The sequence below is a fragment of the Streptomyces sp. NPDC057474 genome (genome assembly GCF_042802555.1).
Taxonomy (GTDB): domain Bacteria; phylum Actinomycetota; class Actinomycetes; order Streptomycetales; family Streptomycetaceae; genus Streptomyces.
This window is the reverse complement of record NZ_JBHVDX010000506.1, coordinates 1-1,178: the sequence shown is the minus strand read 5'-3', so window position 1 is coordinate 1,178 and position 1,178 is coordinate 1. Positions and strand designations below refer to the sequence as shown.

Annotated in this window: 1 protein-coding gene; it reads left to right on the top strand. The window is 64.9% G+C overall.

Going from position 1 to position 1,178, the window contains the following annotated elements; all coding sequences use genetic code 11:
* The first annotated feature begins 134 nt into the window (after positions 1 to 134).
* The gene (locus ACFU53_RS48100) at positions 135 to 1,094 is read left to right on the top strand and encodes a Bro-N domain-containing protein (protein WP_384007046.1); all 960 of its coding nucleotides are present in this window, start codon (positions 135 to 137) and stop codon (positions 1,092 to 1,094) included.
* Positions 1,095 to 1,178 lie beyond the last annotated feature (84 nt).

Sequence of the window (1,178 nt, the reverse complement as noted above, 5' to 3'; positions counted from 1 at the left end):
CGACGGCCCCCTTCGTGGTGCTCGCCTGGATCGCAAGCCGAACAGACAACCTTCCCTCGCAATGGTGAACATCGTTTATCTGGCTGGCATATTCGAATTCCTCCGCCCTACGTTCCGCAGCGGAGGTGGTTCACATGATCGAACCCAGCAAGCACCAACCCGACCCGCGCACGCAGCAGGATGCGCTCGACGTCGGCGACTTCGTCTACGCGGCTACCGGAGCCCGCGTCCGCCGACTGACCATGCCGGACGGGACGCACTGGTTCCCGGCGGTGGATGTCTGCAAGCAGTTGGGCTACACCACGCCACGAAAGGCTCTCCTCGACCATGTCCCAGAAGAGCATCGAGACATTCTTGAGACAGTGACTGGAGGTCACTGTCTCAGCGTTCCCGCAGGTCGGGAGTGGCGTCGAGACCTGAATCTCATCGATCTCCAGGGGCTGATCCTTCTCGTCAGCGCCTGCACCAAGCCTGAATGCGGGCCCTTCAAACAGTGGGTCGCCGAGGTGATCGAGACAGTCCAGCGGGAGGGTTCCTACACGCTGGAGGAGGCCGAGGTGCAGCCCGCCGAGCCAGGTGCTCCCCTCGCGTACGCCATGCCCGAGCAGGTCGCCGAGGCCATCGTCCGGCTCGAAGAGCGCAACCTTCAGGCGGACGAACAACTCGCCGTCGCACAGCACGAGTCGCTGACTCTGCAACGGACCATGCTGGAGACGCAGAAAGCGACACTGGCCGCCCAACAAACCATCGCCCAGGCCATGGAACGCATCGCGAACCGGCTGGACACCCTCGCGCTCGACCGGCCTGCTCCCGTTCCCGATTTCCCTACGCACCCGACCACCGAGTCCGTACTTGCCGACTGGCGGAAGCGCTTGTCGGTGACGGAGGACGTGTGGACGCTGGCCGTGGTGATCGCCCCGGTGCTGGTCGAGGAGGGCGAGTTGCGTCAGCCGCTGGAGGCGATCGCGGCCCGTACGGGGCTGTCGGTGCATCGCGTCAACGAATGTCTCCGGATGCTGCGCAAGCACGCCTGCATTCACCCCCGTGGCGCGACGGAGGACGGGGCACCGGTGTACGTGCTCGACCAGCGCTGAGAGGCGGGGACTGAGCAGAGCCACAGCAAAAGGGGCCGGTCGCAAGACGAAGTTGCGACCGGCCCCTTCACAGTGAGCCTATCC

Coding starts and splice junctions, on each gene's coding strand:
- ACFU53_RS48100 (WP_384007046.1), top strand. CDS start 135: ATGATCGAACCCAGCAAGCACCAACCCGACCCGCGCACGCAGCAGGAT.